The following is a 24693-nucleotide window of genomic DNA, read 5'->3' on the forward strand; positions in this document are numbered from 1 at the left end:
CTTGCTTGCGCTGCTGCAGTTTCAACCTTGCGCGCCTGCAGCCACAACTTTATTCTCTAACTCAAACCTAGATTCTATGCCAATCGACTATCTGAACGGACGGCGCCTCAAGCATGCCATCATTGCAGGCGCAGAATCAGTCATTATGCGTAAGGAGTATCTCAACAAAATCAACGTGTTCCCAGTGGCAGATGGGGATACAGGCACCAATATGGCCCTGACCTTGAAGTCAGTTGTCGAAGGGCTCTATGAGTGCGACGACTCGACCGTCGATGCCGTGGTCATCTGTGCAGCTGACGCTGCGCTTGTCGGGTCTCGAGGCAATTCTGGCTCTATTCTCGCGCAGTTTTATCAAGGTATGGCAGAGGGACTGTCTGGCAAAGAGCGTATTACGGCACCAGAATTTGGTCAATCTTTGCTGATTGCCAAGAACTACGCCTACGAAGCCATGCTTGAGCCAAAAGAAGGTACGATTCTTACGGTTATTCGTGATTGGACCATGAGCATCACGCAGATTGTTCAACGCACAGGCGACTTCAAGGAAATTATTGCTGAATCTATTCAAGCGGCAAAAGCATCACTGGCGCGTACCCCCGATCAGCTCGTGGTTAATGGCGTGCATGTCCTCAAAAAAGCTGGTGTTGTGGACTCTGGCGCACAAGGCTTCGTTGATATGCTGCAAGGCATTCACGACTTTATGCAAAAAGGCAATATCCGCGAGTATCTCAAACGCAAATTTTTCTCCTTTACAAGTTCAGAAGGCAGTGCCGCCGCTGTCGAAAGCAACGCTGAAGCCATTACTTTCCAGTACTGCACCGAGTTCGTTTTGGAAAATGGTGAGAATTACGACAAAAAAGCCTTGCGTAAAGCCCTGATTGAATACGGCGATTCACTTATCATCGGTGGCTCAACAACTAAAACCAAAGTGCACATCCACACCAATGAGCCCGAGACGATCTTTGAAATCGCTGCGCGCTTTGGCATTGTGCAGAAAAAGAAGTACGAAGATATGAAAGCCCAACATGAAGCGGCTTTCGGCAAAAAACCTATCGGCATCGTTACAGATTCAACTTGCGACCTGCCAGAAGAATACCTTGAAGCGCATGATATTCGCATCGTTCCGCTGCAAGTGCGCTTCGGCGAAGATGAATACTTAGACCGCGTTACCATTTCTGCACAAGAGTTCTACAAGCGTCTTAGCACTAGCGACTCCCTTCCGAAAACTTCTCAGCCTGCTACCGCGGCCTTCAAGCAAGTCTATGAAGACATGCTGCGTAGCTATGATGGCATTGTCGGTGTGTTTATCTCTTCTGGCATTTCTGGTACCTTGCAAAATGCACGCACGACTAGCAAGTTTTTCAAGGATAGAAAGTTTGCCATTATTGATAGCAAAATTACCTCGCTGGGCATGGGCTTTCTTATCAAAGAAGCCGTCAAAATGCGCGATGCTGGCAAAAGCCTTGGTGAGATCGAAACGCGCCTCAACGACATGGTCAAAAACATCCGTGCCTATCTTAGCCTTGAGACCATAGACAATCTCGTGCGCGGTGGGCGTCTCTCAAAGTCAAAAGGATTTCTTGCCAAACTCTTGCATATCAATCCTGTGCTCACTTTTGACGACAAAGGCAAAGTTGTGCAGCTCGACAAAGGTGTTGGTAGCAAGGGCTCACTCGACAAAGCCATTGATCACGCCACACGCCACCTTGAAGGCAAACAGAACATTCAAATTTCGGTTGTTTATTCCGATAAGATCGAGCGGGCGAACTATGCAAAAGAAAAATTAGCCGCGCGCTTCCCTGATGTGCCCATCACAATTGCACAGATTTCCCCTGTGCTTGGGACATACGGTGGCACGGGGACTGCCGCCATCATCGTCTATGGTGAATAACGATAGTGTCCGCTTTTATCTCAAACAAAAAACGGTAGGGTCTTCTGCTCTATCGTTTTTCATTTTTGCCGCTCTTTTGGCTTTTGCGTTTTGCTTATCCAGTTGCTTCAATTTTTTTGCGTAAGCGTGCGACGGGAATGTTGAGTTGTTCACGGTATTTGGTTACGGTGCGACGCGCCACCTTGTAGCCATGCTGGGCAAGCATTTCAGCAAGTTTATCGTCAGAGAGCGGTTTGCCTGATTCTTCTTTTTCAATGAAGTCTTTAATGAACTGCTTGATAATGCGGTTTGAGATTTCATCGCCGGATTCGGTTTCTACAGCGGTACTGAAAAAGTATTTGAGTTCCCAGATACCCTTGTCGGTTTGTACATATTTGCCATTGACCACGCGGCTAACTGTGGAAATGTCAACGCCTGCCTCTTCAGCGATATCTTTGAGAATCATCGGCTTAAGTTTTTCAGGACCTACTGCAAAGAATTCATATTGACGGCGCACGATAGCATCCATAATTTTGCGCATCGTGTGGCGACGCATCTCAATTGCGCTCATGAAGCCTTTTGCCGCCTCGATTTTTTGTCGAATAAATTCGCGCGCGCTGCGATCTTGGCGTTTGTCTTCCAAAATTTCTTTATATCGGCGTGAAATGCGGATTTGTGGGATATTGCGTTCGTTTGCGCTGACCACCAATTCATCACCGTCAAAGGTTACGATGAAATCGGGGACAATATATTTCACTCTTTCACTTGAGTTGCGAATGGGTTTCGGGTTAAGTTTTTGAATCAGTTGCACGGCACGCCGTAATTCATTTTGTGTTACCCCCAGCGTTTGCATCAGTTTCTGGTAGTGCATCATCGTAAATTCTGTGTAGTGATAGGTCAAAATTTTTTTGAGCAAGCTGGCGGTCATCTTCGCGTTCATCGTCAAATTCATCAGCTAAGGCATGCAGTTGAATGAGCAAGTTTTCTTGCAAATTGCGCGCACCTACGCCCGGTGGATCGAGTTGCCAGATTTTTTCTAAAACCATCTCGATTTCTTTTTCACTTGCCTCTACGCCTAACATTAGCAAGCCTTCGCGAATCACATACAACTCGCAGCGCAAATAACCATCTTCATCAAGATTGCCAATGATTTCTTCTGCGATGAGTTGTTCTTTTTCACTGATATCGAGCAAGCGCAGTTGATTGAGCAGGTCTTCGCGCCAACTTTCTTCGTATTCAGGCTGCCAGTCGTTGCGCTCATCATCGGGCGCACTCAGCGGTTGTGTCTTGTAGCCTTCGTCGTCTTGCTCACGCAGATATTCTTCAATTTCACTCTCAAACGCGGTCTCATCTTTCGTGTTTGGCTCAGGGAACTGCATTTGGCTGCCTTCTCCTTCACTGCTGTTTTCGCTAATCAGCTCAATGGGCGTCAGTTCCGCTGGCGGTTCAGGTGCAGGTGCGTCATCGACTATGGCTTCGAGTTCATCGGGTTTATCTTGATCACTCACCTCTTCGAGCACAGGGTTTTCTTCTAACTCTTGCTTGATGCGTTGCTCCAACTGCAATGTCGGTAGTTGCAAAAGCTTCGTGTACAGAATTTGTTGCGGACTTAATCGAAGCGTTTGAACTTGTCGTTGCGATAAACTTTGCGAGCTCATTGCGTTTCAAGGTTTCAATTTGAGTTAGTCCATGCTTTCAAAGACGCTTGAAGCGCGCATAATCTAAAAGCTTCTTTGTCCATTCTTCTCCGTATTTGCGTCGCAGCGCTGGCGCAAGAAATTCTACCATTGGCACATCTTGCGCTGCACCGCATGCTCTTCCGCCTTCACATTCAGGAATCTGCGAATAGACCAAGTAATCTGTGCCTAATCGTGTACGCACGCGAATCGGATAAAGATGACATGAGATTGGCTTTTGAAAATCTGTCTCACCTAGCTCAAACGCATGTTCTAACATACACTTTGCAATACCGTTTTCATCAAACTTTGCAAATACACACTCTCGCCCTTCAACCGTCATCAGATACAGGTCACCACGATAGGCTTCATAGATGCCTTTTGTTTCGACAATCTCACGATTTTTTTCAGGCAGGTATTTCTTTACCTTATGCAAATTTTTCTCAATTTGCTCTACTTCTTGCGATAAGACTGGTGCGCCTTTTTCACCCACAACACAACATGCACCCTTGCAGACTTTGAGATCGCATCGGAACGTTGCGGCAATGACATCTGGCTCAATGAGCACGTTTGCAATAGCAATTAGCGCGATGTCTTCTTTCGGAGATGTTTTCATAGATTTTTTCTTTTGCAGAATGTAATACAAAATTCAGAAACTAGATATCACATTGCGCCTGACTTTTCTGACTTACGTGCATATCAAGTTATTTTATAAATTTGCGCCATCGTTTTTGTAGACTTAACTGCTTTTTCAAAGATCGCTACTCAATGTCAACACAGCCTATCACGGTCATTACAGGTGCAGCCGGCTTTTTAGGCTCACATCTCTGCGACCGATTTTTGCAAGAAGGACACAAAGTTATCGGCATTGACAATTTTATTACAGGGAACCCCGACAATCTTGCCCATCTTTTTGGCAATCCTCATTTCAAGTTCATTCGCCATGATGTTTCCAATTTCATTTATGTCGAGGGGCGCGTCGATAATGTCTTGCATTTTGCCTCACCTGCAAGTCCGATAGATTATCTGAAAATTCCGATTCAGACGCTCAAAGTCGGCTCGCTTGGCACGCACAACGCCTTAGGTTTAGCCAAAGCAAAAAATGCCCGTTTCATGATTGCTTCCACGTCGGAAGTCTATGGCGATCCACTCGAGCATCCGCAAAAAGAAACTTACTGGGGGCATGTTAATCCGGTTGGCTTGCGCGGCTGTTACGACGAAGCCAAACGTTTTGCTGAGGCGATGACCATGGCTTACCATCGTCATCATGGGCTGAACACACGGATTTTGCGCATCTTCAACACCTACGGCGAAAGAATGCGCCTTGATGATGGTCGCGCGCTGCCCTCTTTTGTCAGTTCCGCTATCAAAGGTGAAGCCATGACTGTCTTCGGTGATGGCTCACAGACGCGCAGCTTTTGCTATGTCTCCGACCTTATCGAGGGCATTTGGCGACTCTTACACACAGATTTTCACGAGCCTGTCAACATCGGCAATCCAAGTGAAATCACCATTTTGGATTTTGCCAAAGAAGTGCAAGCCATTGTGCGCGAACTTATCGGGAAAGAAATTCCTATTGTCCATAAGCCCTTGCCAGCTGATGACCCCAAACAGCGACGCCCTGATATCACGCGTGCAAAAGAACTTTTGGGCTGGGAGCCGAAAGTCGACCGCGCTGAAGGTCTGCGTAAAACCATTTGTTTTTTTCTCAAACAAGCCGGTCAACTCTGATTTTCCATTGGCTTATTTCAATTCACACCGTGCGCTTTATGCAACTTCTTGATGGCAAAAAAATCTCTGAAGAGATCAAAGCTGAACTCAAAGCACGTCTTGCCTACCTGCTTTCGCAAACAGGACGCTCACCTGGACTTGCAGTCATCATCGTTGGTGAAAACCCTGCATCGCAAATCTATGTGCGCAATAAAGCGAAAGCCTGCACCGACATTGGGATTCGCTCCACTGTGATTGAGCTTGCAGCAAGCATCTCGCAAGCTGAATTGCTTCAACGCATTCACGCACTCAATGAAGATGAGTCCGTGCATGGCATTTTGGTTCAGCAGCCTTTGCCTGCACACATCGACGATTTTGCCATAACCCTTGCCATTTTGCCCGATAAAGATGTTGATGGCTTTCACCCTGAAAACGTAGGGCGGCTGGTGATTGGTCGCCTCAATGACTGTTTTGTTAGTTGTACGCCGCTTGGTGTGCTTGAGCTGCTGCGTCGATATGCGATTGATCCTTCAGGTAAGCACTGTGTGGTTTTGGGTCGCAGCAATATCGTCGGCAAACCGATGGCAAATCTCATGCTGCAAAAGTTAGCCGGCATGAATGCCACTGTTACGATTTGCCACTCTGCTTCACATGACATTGCCTCTTTCACACGCCAAGCAGATATTCTTATTGCTGCAATTGGCAAAGCGCACTTTGTTACAGCCGACATGGTCAAGCCTCAGGCTGTTGTTATTGATGTCGGCATTAACCGCATTGCCGATGCGTCGGCAAAATCAGGCTCACGCATTGTGGGCGATGTAGATTTCGAGGCGGTCTCAAAAGTCGCCTCTGCTCTAACACCCGTACCCGGCGGGGTCGGTCCTATGACCATTGCCATGCTACTGAGCAACACTGTCAAATCCTTTGAGCGGCATCTGCGGCGATGAAAAATTTTCTTTTTACAACATTTGTTACTTTTAGAAACTTCTTAACAGTGGAATGTTCTTTTCCACACAACCTTATCGATATGTTTTGCAAATCTTTTCATTGCAACTTCCTTGCTGCTGCACTGCTGTTTGTGCTTTCTCTCAACCTTTTAGGGTGCGGCCGCTCTTCGGAAACACCTACTCGTCCTAAAATTGGCTATGTGCTGATGGTGCGCGATGCCACACTTGAAGAAGCACGTCGTGGCTTTTTTGATGCACTTAGAGATTCTGGTTATGAAGCTGGTCAGACACTTGATGTGATTGATCAAAATGCGGAAGGTGATGTTGCAAATCTGAACCAAATTTTGGATTACTGTCTTGCGCAGAAGGTCGTACTGATTGCCACCAACCCTACGGTTGCTACAATCGCTGCTGTCAGCAAAACGCAAACTGTGCCTGTGTGCATGATGGTCTCTCCTCGCCCTGACTTAGCTGGACTTTCAAAATCACCAGATGATGCACCAAAGAATCTCTTCGGCGTCTATGAAACACTCAATTACATTGATACGAGTGTTTCGCTCATCAAAGAGGTTTTTCCAAAAGCCAAGCGCATCGGTACCATTTTCAACACCAGTGAACCGAACTCAGTCAATGCCATGGGACGCTTGCGCTCGATGTGCAAACTTTTAGGTTATGAACTCTTCGAGGTAGGGATAACGAACTCGAATGAATCGCAGCAAGCTGCACAAACTTTGCTCTCACGAAGAATTGATGTTTTCTTTGCCCTGCCCGATAACATTATTTTTTCGAGCTTTGAGACCATCAAGCAAACGCTGGACACAAAGCGCGTACCGATTGTGACCTCCGAAATTGGTCTTGTCAAGCGTGGTGCGCTCATTGCCTACGGAGCGGACATTTACGAATGGGGCAGGCAAGCAGGTAGAATTGCTGTCAAGATTTTGCGCGGTGAAAGTGTGCTCAAGCTCGAGGAAGTTCAAATTCGCAAGCGTGTCTGCAATGCCCAAGCGCTGCAACTTGCCGGTCTTTCTGTTCCATCAGGTTTTGAGGCGCTCTAATACCCATCAATGCTACTATTGCTCATCGAGCGTGTCATCGCAGTTATACATCACCTAAATGATGCACGAAGTTCGTATCTTTAATGCTTGAAGCATTAACAAAAACCGAATTCAAATGGAGCTTTGGCTTGGCGCAGCGGTTCTTGGGCTGTGCTATGGATTTCTCGCCATTGGTGTTTATATCACAATGCGCATCTACAACTTCCCCGACATCACCGCTGATGGTAGTCTGACCTTAGGCGCAAGTATCACGGCATCGTTGCTGGTTATCGGCGCCAACCCATTTTACTCCGTCTTCGTTGCGATGATCTTCGGTTTCCTAGCAGGCTCGCTTACGGGCATTGTCCATACCAAACTCAAAGTCAATGGGCTGCTTTCAGGGATTTTGGTTACCACTGCGCTCTATTCCATCAATCTGCGCATTATGGGTCGCTCCAATATCCCACTGCTCACTGTTCAGACCGTGCTTACCCCTTTTGAAAACGCATTTCCTGAGGCACCGCGCTGGGCTGTCGACTTCATCGTTTTCCTCTGTTTCAGCATCATTTTCTTAGTCCTGCTTGGCTTGCTTTTCAAAACGGACTTCGGCTTAGCCATGCGTGCCACTGGCGACAATGAAGTGATGATTGCAACACAAGGCGTCAACACCGACACAATGAAAATTGTCGGCATCGGGCTTTCAAATTCAATGATTGCGCTCTCTGGTTCGCTTGTCTGTCAATATCAAGGTTTTGCAGACATCAGCATGGGTATTGGTATCATTGTCTTTGGCTTAGCCAGCGTGATTATTGGCGAGTCGCTGCTTGGACTTTTTCGTCATAGATTCTCGGTCGGCACGCAACTTGTCAGTGTTGTCTTTGGGGCTATCATTTTTCGCGTGCTCGTGGGTGCGGCACTCTCGCTTGGTCTTGCGCCCACAGATTTCAAAATTGTAACGGCATTCTTCGTGCTGCTCTCCGTTGCCCTGCCACAGCTGCGCAACCTTATCTTTCGTCGTTAAGTGTTCTAGGGCACAAGATGCTGGTAAGTTCTCTGCTGCAAGAGCCGTGTGCTGCCATCTGCAAGTTCAGCTTTCACAAGAATGTTCGGCGATGACACTTCAAACCAATAAAAGTCGTTGCCTTTCATACCACGCTCTACAGATACTTTCCAGCACACGATTCTTCCTAATTTTGTCTCCACCGTATCACGTCCTTCGACTTTGTAATCGCCTTGAAAGTATTTCGGTGCCTCAGCGCCTCTGAACAGTTGCGAGACAAGCGTCGGACGCACAAACTCCAAATTCTCCTGAAAATTCAAACTTCGCAGTGACAGCGGAATTTGGTCCTCAAAAAACGTGTCGTATTGCAAATCATATTCTCCTTCTCCGCTTGTTTGGTAGGAGTTTTGACACACCAATTTTAATTTTCCTGTCAGGCGCAGCAGCGATTTGTTAGAAATGCCACCCTCACCTTGCCATGAGACAATGTAGCGCACGACTTTGAAGGGATCATTTTGCAAGACGCTAATCCAGATTGAAGTCTGTGTCGGCAGCGGCTTTGCCATACGCCTTGCGATTACTTGCTGCGAGAGAATTGGATAAAGATCTTTGCGTGTAGTATCGTTGCTAATCGTGTGAAATTCCTTTGAGAAAAAATAGCGGCGCGTGAGCTGCGTTTGCACGAACGTTTCAGTTCCTCCTTCAGTATTTTCTTCGCAGAGATACTCGGCAATTTCTATTGCACCATTCCACAGCGAATCTTTCGCCCAACTTGAATTGATTAGTCCAAACCCTTTTTCTTCTTCTGCCGCTACAACACTGCGCACAGGCGACTCTACTTTCTGCTCAACAAATTTTGGCGGTCTACCATCACAGCCTATTAGCCACATTGAGCAGCAAGCCCACACACTACAAGCGACAAGCCAACACTTGTGAGAGTTGCAGCAATTTGTTCGCCAAGTTTTCTTTTTCAGATTTTGAGAAGTAAATCTGTCCATCTCGCTCCGTTGTTTTGAGACAGGGTTTATGTTGTGCAAAACGGTAAAATCTTTTTCTTTCAAATGCACTGAGCGCACCACTGAGTTCCACCACCACCACTTTCGGCTGCGCATAAGTAAGCCACGCCTCGAATTGTGCCGCATCTTTTGGCTTGAATTTCTTCAGGCGTATCAACGCAACATCCGTCTTGAAAAATTCTGCTGTCTTTAACACAGCAGCGTTTGAGATCACAAGCAAGTTTTGTTCTTTTGAGTACACCTTGAGCAGCAATTTTGCAGCTCGATACACGAGGATTGAGTTTAATTTCAGCAGGCTATCATTCCAGAGCATTTTCAGGCTTGTTTTTACTGCGCTGGCAACTTTCGGCGGTGAATGCGCTTGCACAAATGCGCTCAAGGTATCACGACAAAAATTTGCACTTGCTTGTCAATGCGTGCCCACTGTTTTTCTGCTGTTCCTGCATCAATCAAAATGCTCTCCGAAGCTGTTTTGAAAATCACGGCACTGCCGCGCCCCAGTGCATTGAAGATGATTTGAGGCTCAGGCGTCTTTTCAAGTTCACTTAACAACATCAGTCCTGTTGCCATGATGAACGATGCAACCGCAAACCGCACACACCAGCGTCGATGCTGCACAAGCAGCACTGTGGCTACAACTAAGAAAAACAAAATGATATGGGCAGGTGAAAAACTTAAGGCGATATTTGCAAACGGCAGATGACTGAAAAACTCTGCGACAACAATTGCACCACGCACCAAGTAGTATGCACAAACCGCATAGTATTCTGCAATGCCTAATCCAATTGTATCCAGAATCAATGCAGGTATGCTCGACATGAGTGCAAGGCTCATCATATCTGTAACCACAAGATTGGCAAGCAAGCCTAAAAGTGGCACACTCCCAAAATAATAGGCGATAAACGGCGATGTACCTACACTTGCTGCAATTGTAACTGCTCCTGCGTCCCAGAGGTATTTTAAGATTTTTGCAAGCAGCGTGTCTTTTTCTGGGGCATACAAAGCCGAGAGTTTTGGATAAATCAAAATAATGGCAGCCACGGCGCTATTGGTCAAGTGAAAACTGAGGCTGAATAGTTCTCTCGGGTTCCAAAAGAGCATGATTACCGCTGCTGCACCAAGTGTGTTGAGTGAGTAGGATTTTCGCTCAAGTACCGCACCTAATTCAAACAACACTGCCATCAAGACGGCACGCTTGACTGGTGGACTATTACCCGTAATCGCACTGTAATAAGCGAGCACGGCTGCATAAAGCAGCAGTGCGCTCCATTTCCCTAACACAGTTACTTTGAGTCGTTTCAGGAACACATTTAGTATTAGCGCAATGAGCCCGACATGTAACCCTGAAATTGCAAGCACATGAATTGTGCCCGTTTTCTGAAATGCAGCGCGTACTTCATCCGAGACACCGCTTCGCTCTCCCAAAATCATCCCTTTGACAAATGCACGCTCATCCCCTTCAGGGAAAAGCCGCTCCAGACTTTCTGAAATTGCGCGGTAGCTTGGTAAAATGATGTGCTGATTTAACCAATTTATTTCAGTCTGCCCAGTCTTAATGAACGCTTGATTATCTGCACTGACGAGAAGCAAATCAATTTCTTTTTCAGCTAAAAAGGCGCGGTAATCAAATTCGCCACGGTTCATGGCGGCTCGCGGGCGTTCGAGTCTGCCTTGTAACCAAAATTTTTCGCCAATTGCGAGTGCAATTGTGCTGGCATCGTGCTTGTAGCATCTCACACGCACTTTGCCTGATGCACCGAGTGTATCACCAGTGCGCACGAGTACGACTTTTTCTACATCTGCTGTCCATTGTGCAACTTTATTTTTTGTCTTTGCGTCTGTCTCTGCTTTTGCCAGCACCACAACATCTTCATTTGCAAACTTTAGCACCGTATTTTCTGGCAGCATTTCATACACTGCTGCAGTATAGGCCGCCAATCCGAGCGGCACACTTACAAGATATCCGATGCTCCATACGGCGCGACATCGTGAGCTTACCACATAGCGTTCAAGAGCCAAAGCAGTGAGCGTGATTAGAATTGCTATCAACGCAAGTATAAGCCACACGAGCACGAGTCTGGGGAACCCATGCCCAATCATAATACCGAGCACAACTTGAACCAGCAGCCGTAGTGCAGGATAAGGCATAGTTTTGGGGCAATTAAGGTTTTTCACGCCTTGCTATCTCTCAATTGATTTATTGCGCTTTGCAAGATGCTGCAAAGACATTGAGCACAGTTTGCGCAACTTCATCAATCGACTGGGTAGTATAGAAAAATTCTGCACCTTCTCCGAAAGCTATGAGCGGCACAGGATTTTCTGTGTGTTTGTCGTTAGCACCATCCTCGAAATTTCCGTGATCGCTTGTCATCACGAAGAGTGTGTCCTTACTCATGCTCTCGAGAATTTTCCCTAAGAAGCGGTCTAAGCAACGGATAATCTCTGCGGGCGAGACTGGTATGCGCTGATGCCCCACAAGATCAGTAAGAAAAAACTCATAGAACACAGCATCATAATTTTTAGAAAGACCTAAGAGATTTTCAGCTGCGGTTTCGGGGTCAATGGTGCAGAGCGCGTGAGGCTTTACATTTTGTTGCCACCACAGATTGGTAATATCGCTCGAGACTGCTTTACCTTCTTGCAGCTGCGTATGGCTACGCACTTCAATGTTTTCTATTACAGCCATTTCAAACAACACAGAACTGCGCATTTTTCCTATGGCTCTTAAACTCAAACATCGCTCAATAAACGATTCAGGGTAAGCGTTTGCATAGCAGATGCTTTTACCTGCGCTTTCAGGGATTTAAAGAGATTCTGCTCTGCCAGCAATTCTCTCAGTGGAGTCGGCAAGTAAGGTCCAAAGTGCTTGCCAAAGAGTTTTGCACCATTGCGTGAGGTGTAGATGGAAAATTGTCCTGTGCCGCTTTGTCCTGTGCCACTCACGCCTAATGTGGCAGAAATTGGCAGGAAGACTTTTCTTGGCTCTTGCAGGGTTGCCTCTTCAAGGAGAAGTTCTTTAGTGAGTACGTTTTTAATCGAGGGTTGTGGGGTTTGTGCAAATGGATTTTGGTTGCTTCTTGGCGCCAGTCCTACACCATCGAGGAAAATGAAAATGAGTTTCATTTCATATCTCGTTTGCAATCATCTGCTCAAAGGTTTCGCGCTTGCGTATGAGTTTTATTTTGCGCTGATGTACCATCACTTCTGCGGCGCGCATACGTGCGTTGTAGTTGCTAGCCATCACGCTGCTATAGGCACCTGCGGACATAATCGCCATTAAATCGCCTTCTTTAACTTCTGCAATCGCACGCTCACGCGCAAAAAAATCTCCTGTTTCGCACACTGGTCCTACAACATCGGCAATCATTTTTGTGGTTTTCTTTACAGGCATAATATCGTGATAAGCACCGTAGAGCGCTGGACGAATCAGGTCGTTCATTGCGCTGTCGAGAATGACAAACTTTTTCTGGTTATGATTTTCTTTAATGTAAAGCACCTTGGAGATGAGTGCACTTGCATTAGCGACCATGTATCGCCCAGGCTCGAAGAGAATTTTGAGTCCTGTGTTTTTGAGCAGTGGCAGTAGCGCGCGTGCAAAGGCTTCAATTGGGGTTGCTTTTTTTCGGAAGAATAGGTTACAGGAAATCCACCGCCAATATCAAGATGTTCGATTTTGAAGCCTAAAGTATCGCAGAGTGATTTGGCTTGCAGCAGTTTTAGTGTCGCATCGACATAATACTTTGGGTCGTAGATTTGTGAGCCGATGTGCATTTCAAGTCCAACCAGGCGTACATGTTTCAGCGCTTTGACTTCTTGCAAGACTTTCTCGACTAACACTTCATCAATGCCGAATTTCTGCTCATGATTGCCTGTGGTGATATAGGGATGAGTTTCTGCAGTTACATTCGGCGTGATGCGCAGTCCGACCGGTGCCTTGAGTTTAAGTTTGCGCGCGATGCTATCGATCAGTTTAAGTTCAGAGAGCGACTCGGCTTTGAGCATTAAAATTTTGCTTTGCAGGGCATACTGAATTTCTTCTGCAGTTTTACCGACGCCAGCCATAATAATTTTTTCTGGACTCGCTCCCGCTTTGAGTGCGCGAAAGAGTTCTCCGCCCGAGTTTACGTCAAATCCGCTGCCGGCTTCAGCTAGCGTGCGAATAATTTCTAAGGTATAATTTGCTTTTACTGAATAGCACGTGAGGTGCTCGAGCGCATTAAATGCTGTCTCAAAGCGGTTAAAATTTTCAAGAATTGCAGTTTTGCTCGTTACGAAAAGCGGAGTACCAAACTTTTTAGCAAGCGAGGGTATGGAAATGCCCTCGCAATGCAAAACACCTTGTTTGTAAGAGAAGTAGGTATCGGGTAGCACGTGTGCCTTTATGCTCCTGGTTGAGATGATCCTTGCTCATTGGTAAGAACTCTGACAAGTTGTGCCAGTTCATTTCGTCCTGCTTCTGTCAGTTCAACGATATTTTTTGAGACAAATTGCACTTGCTCGCTATGCCGTTTCACATTATTTGTGAAATTATTGTCATAGACATTAAAGTCACGGCACTCTTCTCGTACTTGCTTTAAGTCAGCAACAAATCTACCAGAAATGATTGCACCGGCTAAGCAATTAAGCAACACAACATTCATCTGTGCTTTGGTTTTTTTGTCTGTTCCCAAAGTCTTGTAGAGCTTTACCACGTTCTCTTCGCCGATTCCAAAGAGGCTACGGACTGCATATTCAGAAAGTGCAGTTGTCTCTAAGAACCCACGAATGTTATCCATGTTTGGCTTACCGGAGATGACGAAGTCAGCAACTTCGGATTCAGCTAATAATTTTTTTTTGCGCCCTCTTTTGCTTTTCTGGACTTCTATCTCGCTTTCGCCCTTTCTTGGTCTGCCGCGTCCGATTTTAACGGGGCTTGTTTCTTGACCGGTGCTTCCTTCTGCTTTTTCTTTTGAGCCGTTTAGCGTACTTTTGAGCACGTCCTCAATCATTTTGTAGACAAACTGGCGCTCGTTTTCTGTGCATTCTGCACTAATGCGCTTAATATCATCAATAAGTGCAAGGAGTTTCGTATAGTCTTTCATTGAAAAGATATTTTATTTTGGTGAACCTTCAGTGCTGCTGATGCTTTTTTTCAGGCAGCTACAGTGGTGAAGATAGCAGATTTTTGCTATTAAAAAAAGAAGAGTAAAAAAGAAATGCGACCTTTTGTGGCAAATAGTGACATGTGTAAAAAGTCAAGCCGTCTTTAGTATCGCACTTGATTACGTCCGTTATGCTTAGCTTCGTAGAGTTTTTCGTCAGCAGCGGAGAGCATTTTTCAAAGTTTGGATAATTGATGTCAGCGCACACCCCAATGCTCATGGTTACTTTCAGTTCAGTGTGAATTTCTTTCCAATCGTGTGCTTCAATATTTGCACGTACTTGTTCTGCCAAGTGTTTTGCTTGATCCAAATTTGCATCAGGGAAAACGGCAACGAACTCTTCTCCACCATAGCGTGCTACTAAGTCGCTTGATCTAACGGATGTCTGCAAAATTTTTGCGACGGCTTTGAGCACTTCATCACCAATTTGATGCGAGAATCGGTCGTTGATTTTTTGAAGAAATCTACATCACCAATAGCCACCGCCAAAGCTTTGTTGTGTTCACGGGCTTCATCGAAGAGCTTTTTGAGCATGCTGTCTAAATATCGCCGATTGTAAAGTCCTGTGAGACCATCGGTTTTGGCTTGCCGCTCTAATTTTTCATTAGCTTGCTCGAGCTCTTCTTGTGTGCGCAGAAGTTTTTCTTGTGTGCTATCACCGATGCGCGTAATTTTCATGGCTTGACGCAGCAGATGTCGATATTCTTCTGCTAAGCGTTGATACTCTTCAAGTAAGGTTTCTTTTGAGATCTCTTCGTTAGCAAGCACCGCTTCAGCGTGTTTTGAGACTTCCAGTTCAGTTTTGAAAATCTCTTCAATGTCCTTGCTTTGCTTGGATTTTTCATTCATAGCCACAAAAGAAATGTTAGGGAAAGTTACTTGTATGCAATGACTTTGAAAGGCAATGTTAGGTGTTCAGCGAATTCTTCGCCGGTTTCTTGCATTTGTTCATCGGCTTCGTTGTGATACCACATCACTTCGACTTTTTTGCCTTCGCTGTGCGCTTTTTCAAATACGCGTAGGATGTTTAAAATACACTTCGAGGAACTTGTGTTAAAATACTGCAAGCGGAACGAAAGCGAAGCCGCTTTACCTGATTTGAAGTATTCATTCAGCCAATCCATAATCGGTTGATAAAACTCGAGTGCAGATTCAGGATAGGACTGACCTGAGATATCAAGTTTCCCTGTTTCTGCATTAAATGTAACGCTTGGCGTTGTTTTTGTACCTGCAATGATCAAGTTGTTCATAGATTTTTGTGAATAATGATATTGAGAATGAAAAAGGAAAGTCGATCGTCGATTTCGGTAATTAAAAACTCTGCTTTTTCATCAGACTTACGAATCATTTCTATCAAGCCCAGTCCTGCGCCTTTGCTTCCTTTAGGCGGTTCTTCGAATCGTTTTTTTTGGTGAAAGGCTTTAAGTTCTTCAGGTGACATCGCAATCAGCTGGCTACAATAGTTTTGAATTTCTCCGGCTTTTTCTCTTTCTATTGCGTTGCCTGATGTAATGACGAAACTTTTTTTCGTTTTCACGGATGATAATCATGCCGACACCGACTTCTTTGCCATCATTTCTAATTTCTTTTTCTGCTGAGTAATAGAGAATGTTCTGCGCCATCTCCACAAAGACCGAAAACATCTTTTGTACTTTGCTATTATTGCCCTGCTGCAACTTGACAAGTTCTCCGATTTGGACCAGCAGTTCTTGTGAGAACGCGCCTTTGAAGGTCATCAGCACACGTGCATTCGAGATGCGCTGATAGAATTCAAAGATGTCTTGAATGCCAAAGCGCGTCGGGTTCATAGCGGCGGCATGTTTTGAGTTTAGAGAGTTGCTTCAAATACAGTCTTTCAGATGTTTTTCAGTTAACCCGAATGCCTACGACTGTGATGTCATCGCGCTGTGGCTCTCGCCCCTGATGGCGCTTTAATTCTTCATCCAAAATTTCTAGTTGCTCTTCGACTGGTTTAGCTGCAATAAACTTCAAGAGTTCTCGCAAGCGTTTTGCCGCAAATACACGCATTTGCGAATCAGGCTGGTCTGCATAACCGTCTGTCGTCATATAAATCATTTCACCCACTTTCAGCTCAATTCGATGTTCAGTATAATGCCGCTCATCTTCTTGCTGCCAGCCCCCAATTGAGGATTTATCTGGCTTAATTTCGCACAATTCGCCTTCTTTTGTGTAGTATAGCGGTCGGCGTGCTCCTGCAAAACAGATTACGCGTTTTTCAGTATCGACAGATTTTTCTATCACAATTATCCCGACATCCATGCCGTCTTGACTGCCACCAATTTCATCATTTTGATTCAAAGCCCGACGCACTAAACGATGCAACTCTTCCAAAATTTTAGCGGGATTCATAATGTTTTTTTCAATTACAATCTGCCCTAAGAGCGATTCACCAATCGCCGACATAAATGCACCGGGCACACCATGTCCAGTGCAATCGGCTACCACAAAAATGATTTTTCCTTGCTCTTCATGGAACCAATAAAAATCTCCAGAGACAATATCTCTGGGTTTGTAGAGAATAAAATGTTCGGGTAAATGTGCTCTCAGATGCTCTTTTTCGGGCAGTAGCGCCATCTGAATAGTTTTTGCGTATTCAATGCTTGAAGTAATGTTACGATTTTTTCCTCGAGCTCATCTTTCTGTTTTTGAATTTCTTCATTTTTCTTGCGCAGTTCCTGTGTCGCTTCCCGGACTTTTGCCTCCAGTTCTCGATTGCGGGCTTCAATCGTCTTGACGCGCTGTTTATAGCCGACATAGCCCAATGCTCCTACACTGACAACACCCAGCAGTGTGGCTAAAGACTGGAACCAGAATGTTTTCCAGAATGGGGGCACAATTTCCAGACTAATTTTTGTACCCTCTTCGTCCCAGACACCATCCGGTCCTGCTGCTTTGACATAAAATGTGTATTCACCGGGTTCAAGATTGGTGTAAGTTGCCTCGCGTCGTGCACCTGCATAATTCCAATTTTTTCGAAACTCTCGAGTTTGTAGGCATATTGATTTTTTGTTTGCTCGTAGTACGCCAACGCAGAATACTCTATGGAAAACTTATTGTATTTGTAAGGCAGTACAATTTTTTTCACCGATTGCAATAACGCTATCGCGTTCTGTGTCGCCCACCGTTTCTTTGACCGCAACGCCCGTAATGATAATCGGTGGCTTATACGACTTCTCACGAAAGGCTTCGGGTGAAAAGTTCGTAATAACACCCACACCACCGAAGTAAAGGTATCCGCTTTCGCCTTTGTGGCATGATGGCAATTCAAATTGCTGGAGTTGCATATTTCGCAATCCAAATTGCACACCACTTAGCCCATCGTAGTTCCTGAACATCAGTGGTTTTGTGTTAGCCGATGCGGCATCAGTGTTTGGTGTTACTTTAGTAATGCTCTTGCGCGTCTTGAGCCAGATAAACCCTTCGCTATCTTCAAAGACCCCATAGACAATATCGCTGCTGAGCCCATCACGCTCTCGAAATGCAGTGAAAGTTTGTCCACCATCCGTGGTTTTGCACAGCCCGCCGCCGTCTGTACCGACCCAAATTGCACCTGAGGCGTCTTGACAGAGTGCCCAAACTGAATTAGAAGAGAGGCTTTTCGGGTTTTGCGGTTCATTCAACATGCGTGTGAATGTATTACCTCCATCGATCGTTTTGCACAGTCCGCCACCGTTTGTACCAACCCAAATCGCTCCCTCTTTATCTTGAAAAATTGTCGTGATATGATTATTTGAAAGCGTTTTTGGTTTTTCTGGATCACTTTTGAAGACCGTCATCTTCCCGCCTTTCGCGGTGTCTAACTTATTTGCTTTGGGCAGATAACACAATCCGTTTTTCGTGCCAATCCATAGATTTTCTTTTTGGTCTTCATAGAGTGCAGTAATTTCATTGCTGCACAGTCCTTTTGGATTTTCAGGATAGTAGAAGAAATAGCGCAATGGTCCTTTCTCTTGCGCCTGCACGCACAACCCGCTTGCAGTGCCAATCCAAAGCATCCCTGATTTATCTCGCAGCAGCGCTGTGACATAGGCAGTTTCAAGGTCAATGGTAGCAGCTTTAACATCATCTTTAGCTTTCTTGCCTTTCTTTGCTAGCGACTTCTTAGGCTGCACTTTTGCTTTTTTTGCAGTCGATTTTCTTTCTTTGCCTTCATCTTCTTCTTTACCGACTTGCAAACGTCGATAGACTTTCGCTTCAGGCAGATAGCGATAGAGGCCTGCATCGGTTGTCCCCACAAGCAAAGACTCATCTTTTTCTTCCCAAATTGCCGATACTTTGCGCACGATCAACTTATCACCGCGTCTTGGATTGACCGCAATAGCTTCAAATTTTGCACTGCCTGTAGGATTGCAGAGATAGACACCACCGCTCACGGTTCCCACCCAAAGTAGCCCTGCCCGATCTTGATAGAGGGAAATAATTTGGTTGTCGGTCAAACCTGACGTAATCCCATAGTTTCTCCAATCTTTTTTGTCTTTTGTCTTCGCATTGAAGAGCCATAAGCCCCCATTTTCTGTGCCAATCCAGAGCCGATTGGACGTTTGCTCACAGATAATTGCCGGAAAAACTTTAATCCGCTCGCCTAAAGTTGGAAAGAAGGTTACAAAACGCTCGGCCTTCGGATTGAAGTAACACAGTCCATTTGCTGTGCCTACCCACACATTTTTGAATCGGTCAATAGAGATGGAAAGCACCGTATCACTACTTATGCCAGAGTTGTCGCCTTTCTTATAGGTTTTGAATGAAATGCCACCGTCCTCGGACTTACACAACCCATCTCGTGTGCCGATCCACATTATGCCCGAGCTGTCAAAGCATAGTGCCGTGATGTCGTTGTCGGGTATGGATTTGCTGTTGCGCTCTTCGTATTTGAACGTTAGAAACGACTGACCTCCGTCAATTGTCTTACATAAGCCATCTTGTGTACCAATCCAAATTGCTCCCCATCGGTCTTCACTAATGACATTGATGAATTCATTTGCAAGGCTATTTTGCCGACGCGGATCTGGAAGGATTGTCTCAAAGGTTTTGCCGCCATCTTCACTTTTGCACAGTCCATTTGGCGTGCCAATCCAGAGTGTACCATTGCGATCACAATGCAGGGCTTGAATAATATCGCTTGGAATTGTATTCGGATTTTGTGCATCGTAACGATAGACGGTGAAGGTGTAACCATCGAAACGATTCAGTCCGTCGTTTGTGCCAATCCAGATGAACCCGCGCTTATCTTGGACAATACAGTTTACACGGCTTTGCGAGAGTCCTCTCTCCGTCGTGAATTGTTCAAACTTTAGCTTGAGTTCCTGCGATTGTGCTAGATGAGCACTTGTTAAAGACAGGCTTACTGCAAAGAGCACATACAAAGCAATATGGCGCATAGCTATAACTCACGATTTGTTTAGGTAGATGACAGGCAAAGGTCCTTTTTACGTCTATCAGCCACATCATGTCTTGCCATTTGCGAGCTTTGCATGCAGCAATTTGCACTCAAAGCTCACAGGTTGCTTTGGAGATGACATGTGTTGCAGGTGCAGCAGAGATGCTGCAAGTTAGCATAAAATCGAGATTTTTCTTGGAAATTTCGGGTTAAGTTAGTGTAAAGCCAGTCGGAGCAGAGGACAGAGATGATGCAGCCTGTTTGAATGTGTTGGTGCAGCTCAATACCGATCGAGCGAGAACTTTTCGCCCAAGTAGAGTTTTCGAGCTTCTTCGTCTTCGGCAAGTTCTCGTGCCGTGCCTTGCTTAAGAATTGTGCCGTCATACATCAGGTACGCTCGGTCAGTAATAGAGAGCGTCTCATGCACATTGTGGTCTGTAATCAAGACGCCGATGTTACGCTGCTTAAGGTCAGCAACCGTCTGCTGGATGTCTTCGACTGCAATCGGATCGACACCTGCGAAAGGCTCATCGAGCAAGATGAATTTTGGTTCAACTGCAAGTGCACGCGCAATTTCAGTTCTCCGACGCTCTCCGCCCGAGAGTGCATAGCCCGGACTTTTTCTGATGTGTGTGATATTAAATTCTTCTAAGAGTTTTTCCATCCGTTCTTTTTGTTCCTTTTTCGAAAGGGAAGAAAATTCTAAGATACCCAGAATATTTTCTTCCACTGTTAATTTTCGGAACACCGAAGGCTCTTGGGGTAAATATCCAATACCCAAGCGCGCTCTTTTATACATCGGCTCTTTGGTAATATCTCTGCCATCTAAGAAAACTTTCCCACCATCCGGTTTAATAAAGCCAACGAACATGTAAAATGTCGTCGTTTTCCCTGCTCCATTTGGTCCGAGCAGCCCCACGATTTCGCCTTGATGGACTTCGATCGAGGAATTTTTCACGACCGCTCGACCTTTGTAGACTTTTTTTAGTCCCGATGAGTTTAGCTTTGACATACTTGCGTAATTTCTTTGTGTAATTTCTTTATGTTTGTTTCAGACTTGTCTGCATTCAGGCGCTGCAGAGAGCCTCGCACTTTAGTCGTTCTGATGACTTCATGCTATTTTCCTCGGCATCCTTGCTACTGAAGGGTAACAGAGTTTTTTCAGATGTGCCCGCTATGCCTGTTCTGCTTGGCTCTACGCGGATTGTCTTTCTTTGTTTGCAGACCTTTAGGTTTTCCGTTCTAAAATCTTTAAACTTATACAATACGTTTTTTTAGATAGCCTATCTTATGCTTTTCGTCACAGCCAAAGCCAATGAGGTTAAGTAATTTACAAAAAAGGCTTAGCACACTTTCTCAGTGTTCTCAGTTTATGTTTTCGGAGTTTGAAAGTTTCATATGCCTAAGCTAATACCTTACAATGGGTACTTTCCCACGGTTCACGAAAGCGTCTTTCTCTGCGAGGGTGTGATCATCGTCGGTGATGTTGTCATTGGGCAAGATAGCAGTATCTGGTTTAACTCCGTGATACGTGGTGATGTGTGCTCTATCCGAATTGGCGAGCGTACGAATATCCAAGACAACTCTACGCTTCATGTTACGCACGATACAGGTCCGCTTCACATTGGCAATGATGTAACAATTGGACATGGCGCGACATTACATGCCTGTACGATTCACGACTCGGCTCTGATTGGCATGGGTGCTGTGCTACTCGATGATTGCGTGGTGGAGTCAAACAGCATGGTCGCGGCAGGTGCCGTCGTTCGCCCGGGTTTTGTTGTGCCCTCAGGAATGTTAGTTGCAGGTGTGCCTGCAAAAGTTGTGCGTGCACTTACCTCAGAAGAGCACCGTCAAATTTTGGAATCGCCAAAGAACTACTTGCGCTATGTTCAGACATATCGTCAAAGCAACGTGTCGTTTCAAGTCAGCACGCCATTTTCAGTTCCACATGACCCAAAAGATTTTTAGATTCACGCACTCTTGAAAGGACTGTTCCATGAGCCAGACTATCAAAGCACCACAGCGAATCTCAAGTAATTTTTATTCATTCGGCAATGGGGTCTATCGTGTCAGCGGCTCTGAGATGGCACTCTGCGCATACCTAGTAGAAACTTCTGCTGGTCTGATTCAAGTCAATACGATACCTGAACTCTTCAAGACTTATTTTCCACATCTCAAAAAACTCCCAGTTGCCTCCGTCGTTACGGCACCTGTAGTTAATCAATTAGGCGATACGCAAACCGGCTACGAATTTGAACTCTGGACAGCACGCTTTCTTGACTTTGCTAAGCCACACCGCCTGAAGTTTGTCGGTGAAGAAGCGCATCTGAAAACACTTTACAGTCGTCTTGAGCTTACCATGAACGGCGATTTTGTGCATGATGAATTTGGCAACAAGCAAGCTAAGTTCGTTGCGCGGCGCTGGGTTGATGAAGTCTTTGAGTGGCAACCTACACTCAACGGCTATTCAATTGGGCAGGTCACGATTGACACGTCTAATCCTGAGAGCGTTAAAATTTTCGACAAAAACAAACTTGTCTTTGATAGCGCGCAATATCCTGTTAGCATTGGCGCTTCAACTGGTGCGCTGTATGTCGATATGTTGCTCTCACAAGTCGAGCCGTTTCAGTTTGACCCCAATCGTCTGGGGCTCATCGTAGGTGGCAATGGCATCGGCACGAAACCCGGCGTAACGAGCAATTTTATTGTGTTTTTTGCTGACCGTTTAATATGGATTGATCCACCAGCTCGGGTCTATGAAAAAGCCGCTCTGCTTGGAATCAATACCGATTATCTTACGGATGTGATGATCACGCACTGCCATGAAGATCATATTGAGGGCTTTAGCGGCTTGATGCAGCGAAAAATAGATCGCAAAGAACGTCTCTCGCTTCTAAGCACACCGCCTGTGTATGAACAACTCAAAAGCATCTTCAATCCTTTTTTTGGCGATATCAGCGCGCATATTGATTTTTACGATCTCAACAATCGCGACATGTTTGAGAATTTTCATGGCTGCTGCATCAGCATTCGTGATAATTATCATCCGATTCCCACGTTTGGCTTAAAACTCTCTTACAACGGTCGCACAATTGGCATCTCAGGCGATATTCTCTACTCACGCCGTTTGATTAATGCTCGCTTGCAAAACGGCTCTATAGACAAAGCGCAATACGACAAGCTCTCACCAGAGTGGTTTAGTGATTGTGAGCTCTTGCTGCACGACACCACTCTCTCACGTGACCCTGTACATACCGACTTGGAAGATTTGGAGGAGCTGGCACAAGAAATTCCACATGTCAAAACTTATGGCTACCACTTTGGCATCCGCTTTGAATCGGCTTGTGTTACGCCTACGCAATTTGGTGATAGATTCTAAGACCTCTCCACACCTTTTGCTGCAAATCAGCCAAATCGTCTTTTTTTACTTACAGCGATACAGGCTTACTTCAGTTTTTCCAATTCCAGTAGTGTATTTTCATAGTAGGTCAATAGACCAGTTGTTCAACTTTAACCTTTACTGTTATGACTAAGTTTGGTGATATTTTGCGCTCAAAGAAGCTTAAAATTCAAGCCGTGAGCGAACTGACAGGCTTGTCAGAAAGCTATCTGAACGAGTTAGTCAATCGTTCCACTGATAGCCTGACCGTCAAAGAAGCGGTTGCGCTGGCACACGCCGTTGGCATGAGCGCCGATGAGTTTATGAAGGAAGTCAAGCCATCGCTGATTAAGACACCACCGCCGCTCAAATCGCAACTTGGTAGCAGTGATAAGCCACGCCGTATTCAAGAGCTCTCGAAGCCTTCGTCGCAGTAACGGATTTGAATCGGGCTTGTGTTCTGGCTCTTGAGGGCGATGGAACATTTGAATGACGATTGATGTTTTTCACCGAAATTTTTGTTAATCCAATCTACGAAGGAGTGCGCGATATGGATCCCAAAAATCAAAAAATTTTGCTGGCTGTTGCCCTAGTCTATATTCTCTCGCAGGTTATTCTTTTCTCCACCGTTGGCAAAGACCTTGAGCTGATTTTGCTCTCGCTTGGCATTTTCCTTGCTATTGTCGTCGGGGTGTTTGCAATTGACTTCGCCAATCTTCAAATTGGTCGCCCGATTGTGGAGAGCGTCTCCATGCGTCGCGCACGCCTCTCTCGCGAAGCTAAAGAGCAGATGCTCAAAGACGGCTACAAGATTGATGATGAATTTCTGCATCCCAAGCGGTTTACCCTGTACAGCAAACCTACGCTGCGGCCTGCTGACGCTTCAGATAGTACATCATCTGCTGCGTCTGCGACACCGGCAAGCACCGCATCCACAGAGGAACTGACGCCACTTGAGAAGTTCGAAAAAGCCTTGATAGGTCAGGCGCCAATGTTCGGCGGCTTAGAAAAACTGCGTGAGACGGTCAACGCAATGGAAGACACACGTCTTGAATTGATGCTCAAACGTATGGGGTATAAGGAAATCACGGTGCAACAGGTTCGTCTTACGATTGATGCCCTAATTGCTAAATCTCATGCGCCTCAAGAGCCTCAGACTATGGGCACAGAAGGCAACTATCGTCCTAAGATTACGTTAGATACTGTCGGTTTTTATGACTATATCAAGCGGTGTATGAGCGGCAATGACCAAGAGTCGCTGCGTCAAGGTCCACCGCCAATCACAGGCATGGAACTGCTCGCGCAGATTTCACTCTCGCAAGATGGTCAGGTCTCCACGCGGGCGATGGCACGCATGCGTGGCGTACGCCATGGTGGTGGGCTCAAAAAGTGCAATCGTTGTCAATTCTATGATGCCACAAACTCTCTTTGCAATGCGATTGCTCTGCCCGTTGAACCTACGGATGTCTGCGACAACTGGACAGCCAGTGTAGCATATCGAGAATTTGAAATTCGGCGCTAA

The 24693-nt window shown here is 45.7% G+C and carries 27 protein-coding genes and 1 pseudogene; 9 read left to right on the forward strand and 19 right to left on the reverse strand.

Annotated features, from left to right (window positions below; genetic code table 11):
* Position 1 precedes the first annotated feature (1 nt).
* Entirely contained in the window at positions 2 to 1888 is a 1887-nt protein-coding gene (locus CMR00_07780) for a hypothetical protein (protein ID PIO47884.1), read from the forward strand.
* Between the two features lie 94 nt (positions 1889 to 1982).
* Here the strand turns inward: CMR00_07780 and rpoN are convergent, their stop codons facing one another.
* From rpoN to CMR00_07795, 3 genes are read right to left on the reverse strand one after another with little or no spacing between them, the layout of a single operon-like run.
* Entirely contained in the window at positions 1983 to 2819 is an 837-nt protein-coding gene (gene rpoN / locus CMR00_07785) for an RNA polymerase sigma-54 factor (protein ID PIO47885.1), read from the reverse strand.
* Positions 2692 to 3525, reverse strand: a complete 834-nt coding sequence (locus tag CMR00_07790) for a hypothetical protein (protein ID PIO47886.1) — start codon at positions 3523 to 3525, stop codon at positions 2692 to 2694. The genes rpoN and CMR00_07790 overlap by 128 nt, the downstream gene beginning before the upstream one ends.
* A 37-nt stretch (positions 3526 to 3562) precedes the next feature.
* A complete protein-coding gene (locus tag CMR00_07795; protein ID PIO47887.1) occupies positions 3563 to 4159 on the reverse strand; it encodes a hypothetical protein in 597 nt (198 codons plus the stop codon).
* Positions 4160 to 4311: 152 nt separating this feature from the next.
* Here CMR00_07795 and CMR00_07800 point away from each other — a divergent pair, with 152 nt between their 5' ends.
* The 4 genes from CMR00_07800 to CMR00_07815 all read left to right on the forward strand — a co-directional run bounded on the left by CMR00_07800 (position 4312) and on the right by CMR00_07815 (position 8255).
* Positions 4312 to 5274: an NAD-dependent dehydratase gene (locus tag CMR00_07800; GenBank protein PIO47888.1), complete on the forward strand. Its 963-nt coding sequence runs from the start codon at positions 4312 to 4314 to the stop codon at positions 5272 to 5274.
* Positions 5275 to 5312: 38 nt separating this feature from the next.
* Positions 5313 to 6200, forward strand: coding sequence for a bifunctional methylenetetrahydrofolate dehydrogenase/methenyltetrahydrofolate cyclohydrolase FolD (locus CMR00_07805; protein ID PIO47889.1), 888 nt, complete (start codon positions 5313 to 5315; stop codon positions 6198 to 6200).
* Entirely contained in the window at positions 6197 to 7255 is a 1059-nt protein-coding gene (locus CMR00_07810) for an ABC transporter substrate-binding protein (protein ID PIO47890.1), read from the forward strand. Before CMR00_07805 ends, CMR00_07810 begins: the two co-directional genes overlap by 4 nt.
* Positions 7256 to 7370: 115 nt before the next feature.
* The gene (locus CMR00_07815) at positions 7371 to 8255 is read left to right on the forward strand and encodes an ABC transporter permease (GenBank protein ID PIO47891.1); all 885 of its coding nucleotides are present in this window, start codon (positions 7371 to 7373) and stop codon (positions 8253 to 8255) included.
* Positions 8256 to 8260: 5 nt separating this feature from the next.
* Here CMR00_07815 and CMR00_07820 read toward each other — a convergent pair whose 3' ends face one another.
* From CMR00_07820 to lptB, 16 genes and pseudogenes are all read right to left on the reverse strand, one after another.
* Positions 8261 to 9142 (reverse strand): hypothetical protein, encoded by an 882-nt coding sequence (locus tag CMR00_07820; protein PIO47892.1) that lies wholly within the window; start codon positions 9140 to 9142, stop codon positions 8261 to 8263.
* Between the two features lies 1 nt (position 9143).
* A complete protein-coding gene (locus tag CMR00_07825; GenBank protein ID PIO47893.1) occupies positions 9144 to 9629 on the reverse strand; it encodes a hypothetical protein in 486 nt (161 codons plus the stop codon).
* Entirely contained in the window at positions 9626 to 11398 is a 1773-nt protein-coding gene (locus CMR00_07830; GenBank protein PIO47894.1) for a hypothetical protein, read from the reverse strand. The genes CMR00_07825 and CMR00_07830 overlap by 4 nt, the downstream gene beginning before the upstream one ends.
* A 49-nt stretch (positions 11399 to 11447) precedes the next feature.
* Positions 11448 to 11984 (reverse strand): hypothetical protein, encoded by a 537-nt coding sequence (locus tag CMR00_07835; protein ID PIO47895.1) that lies wholly within the window; start codon positions 11982 to 11984, stop codon positions 11448 to 11450.
* A complete protein-coding gene (locus tag CMR00_07840; GenBank protein PIO47896.1) occupies positions 11981 to 12373 on the reverse strand; it encodes a hypothetical protein in 393 nt (130 codons plus the stop codon). Before CMR00_07840 ends, CMR00_07835 begins: the two co-directional genes overlap by 4 nt.
* A 1-nt stretch (position 12374) precedes the next feature.
* Positions 12375 to 13621 (reverse strand): annotated as a pseudogene (lysA, locus tag CMR00_07845) (diaminopimelate decarboxylase).
* Positions 13622 to 13629: 8 nt separating this feature from the next.
* Entirely contained in the window at positions 13630 to 14331 is a 702-nt protein-coding gene (locus tag CMR00_07850; protein ID PIO47897.1) for a hypothetical protein, read from the reverse strand.
* Positions 14332 to 14389: 58 nt separating this feature from the next.
* Positions 14390 to 14842, reverse strand: a complete 453-nt coding sequence (locus CMR00_07855) for a hypothetical protein (protein PIO47898.1) — start codon at positions 14840 to 14842, stop codon at positions 14390 to 14392.
* Entirely contained in the window at positions 14752 to 15240 is a 489-nt protein-coding gene (locus CMR00_07860) for a hypothetical protein (GenBank protein PIO47899.1), read from the reverse strand. The genes CMR00_07855 and CMR00_07860 overlap by 91 nt, the downstream gene beginning before the upstream one ends.
* Positions 15241 to 15266: 26 nt before the next feature.
* Positions 15267 to 15641: a hypothetical protein gene (locus CMR00_07865; GenBank protein ID PIO47900.1), complete on the reverse strand. Its 375-nt coding sequence runs from the start codon at positions 15639 to 15641 to the stop codon at positions 15267 to 15269.
* On the reverse strand, positions 15638 to 15832 hold the full coding sequence (locus CMR00_07870; protein ID PIO47901.1) for a hypothetical protein: 195 nt from the start codon (positions 15830 to 15832) through the stop codon (positions 15638 to 15640). Before CMR00_07870 ends, CMR00_07865 begins: the two co-directional genes overlap by 4 nt.
* A gap of 13 nt (positions 15833 to 15845) precedes the next feature.
* On the reverse strand, positions 15846 to 16199 hold the full coding sequence (locus CMR00_07875; GenBank protein ID PIO47902.1) for a hypothetical protein: 354 nt from the start codon (positions 16197 to 16199) through the stop codon (positions 15846 to 15848).
* A gap of 58 nt (positions 16200 to 16257) precedes the next feature.
* Complete coding sequence (locus CMR00_07880; protein ID PIO47903.1) at positions 16258 to 16986, reverse strand: hypothetical protein; 729 nt, start codon at positions 16984 to 16986, stop codon at positions 16258 to 16260.
* Entirely contained in the window at positions 16956 to 17411 is a 456-nt protein-coding gene (locus CMR00_07885) for a hypothetical protein (protein PIO47926.1), read from the reverse strand. The genes CMR00_07880 and CMR00_07885 overlap by 31 nt, the downstream gene beginning before the upstream one ends.
* Positions 17412 to 17462: 51 nt before the next feature.
* Positions 17463 to 19790 (reverse strand): hypothetical protein, encoded by a 2328-nt coding sequence (locus tag CMR00_07890; protein PIO47904.1) that lies wholly within the window; start codon positions 19788 to 19790, stop codon positions 17463 to 17465.
* Between the two features lie 279 nt (positions 19791 to 20069).
* A complete protein-coding gene (gene lptB, locus CMR00_07895) occupies positions 20070 to 20801 on the reverse strand; it encodes an LPS export ABC transporter ATP-binding protein (protein ID PIO47905.1) in 732 nt (243 codons plus the stop codon).
* 386 nt (positions 20802 to 21187) lie between these two features.
* On the opposite strand from lptB, the gene CMR00_07900 reads away from it, so the two are divergent.
* The 4 genes from CMR00_07900 to CMR00_07915 all read left to right on the forward strand — a co-directional run bounded on the left by CMR00_07900 (position 21188) and on the right by CMR00_07915 (position 24693).
* Positions 21188 to 21760 (forward strand): gamma carbonic anhydrase family protein, encoded by a 573-nt coding sequence (locus tag CMR00_07900; GenBank protein PIO47906.1) that lies wholly within the window; start codon positions 21188 to 21190, stop codon positions 21758 to 21760.
* Positions 21761 to 21788: 28 nt separating this feature from the next.
* The gene (locus CMR00_07905; protein ID PIO47907.1) at positions 21789 to 23171 is read left to right on the forward strand and encodes a hypothetical protein; all 1383 of its coding nucleotides are present in this window, start codon (positions 21789 to 21791) and stop codon (positions 23169 to 23171) included.
* Between the two features lie 146 nt (positions 23172 to 23317).
* A complete protein-coding gene (locus tag CMR00_07910; GenBank protein ID PIO47908.1) occupies positions 23318 to 23608 on the forward strand; it encodes a hypothetical protein in 291 nt (96 codons plus the stop codon).
* Between the two features lie 62 nt (positions 23609 to 23670).
* Positions 23671 to 24693 (forward strand): hypothetical protein, encoded by a 1023-nt coding sequence (locus tag CMR00_07915; GenBank protein ID PIO47909.1) that lies wholly within the window; start codon positions 23671 to 23673, stop codon positions 24691 to 24693.

Source organism: [Chlorobium] sp. 445, from assembly GCA_002763895.1.
In the GTDB taxonomy this organism is placed as follows: domain Bacteria; phylum Bacteroidota; class Chlorobiia; order Chlorobiales; family Thermochlorobacteraceae; genus Thermochlorobacter.